At 80.2% G+C, this 718-nt stretch carries 2 pseudogenes; both read right to left on the reverse strand.

Going from position 1 to position 718, the window contains the following annotated elements:
• Positions 1-598 (reverse strand): annotated as a pseudogene (locus tag G5C65_RS37940) (zinc ribbon domain-containing protein); the annotation flags it as partial.
• Positions 595-718, reverse strand: a pseudogene (locus G5C65_RS39975) (phage tail protein); the annotation flags it as partial. The pseudogenes G5C65_RS37940 and G5C65_RS39975, both read right to left, overlap by 4 nt.

A 718-nucleotide genomic window follows, 5' to 3' on the forward strand; every position in this document is an offset into this window, starting at 1 on the left:
CGGGTTGCGGGTCCGTGACGGGGACGATGAGGGAGCGGGCCCGGTCGGACGCGGTGCCGGGCAGCGGGATGTTGGGATCGGTGTCCTCCATGTCCGCGGCCTCGGAGCCGGTTTCGGACGCGGGTCCGGACGCGGGTCCGGAGGCGGGTCCGGCAGCGGGTGCGGACGGCGCCGCCCCGGGCTGCGGGGGGTGCCGCTGGGGCAGCCCCGCGGAGGTGTTCGGCAGCCCCACGGTGGGCGCCGACGGCCCGGCGACGCCGGGCCCCTGGGCGGTGGCGGGCTCTGCGGCCGTCGCGGCGGCCGGCGCCGCGGCGGGGGCAGGTCCGGGACCGGCCGTGCCGGGGGCGAGCGGCGGCAGCGGCTGCGGCTGCGGCTGCGCTACCTGCCGGGTCCGGTACGGCGGCTGCTCCGGGCCGGAGTCGCCGGGCCGGGAGAACGCGTTCCAGCCGGGCGGCGCCTCGGAGGCCGAGCGGGCGCCCGAGCGGGTGCCGGAGCGGGCGCCTGCCTGGTCCCAGCTGAGGACGGCGCCGCAGGCGTCGCAGAACGACTGCCCCGGTTCCGCGCGGGTGCCGCACTCGGCGCAGTGCTGCGTGGTCATCTCTCCGAGGTCCTTTCGGCGGCGGTCACGGTGACGGTGTACGGCATGTGCGCGGGGCGGGCGGCGGCCACCAGGGCCTCCAGCCGGTGGGTGTCCGCCGGGGTGGGGTCGGGCAGCCGG

It is taken from the genome of Streptomyces boncukensis, from assembly GCF_011045075.1.
Taxonomy (GTDB): Bacteria; Actinomycetota; Actinomycetes; order Streptomycetales; family Streptomycetaceae; genus Streptomyces; species Streptomyces boncukensis.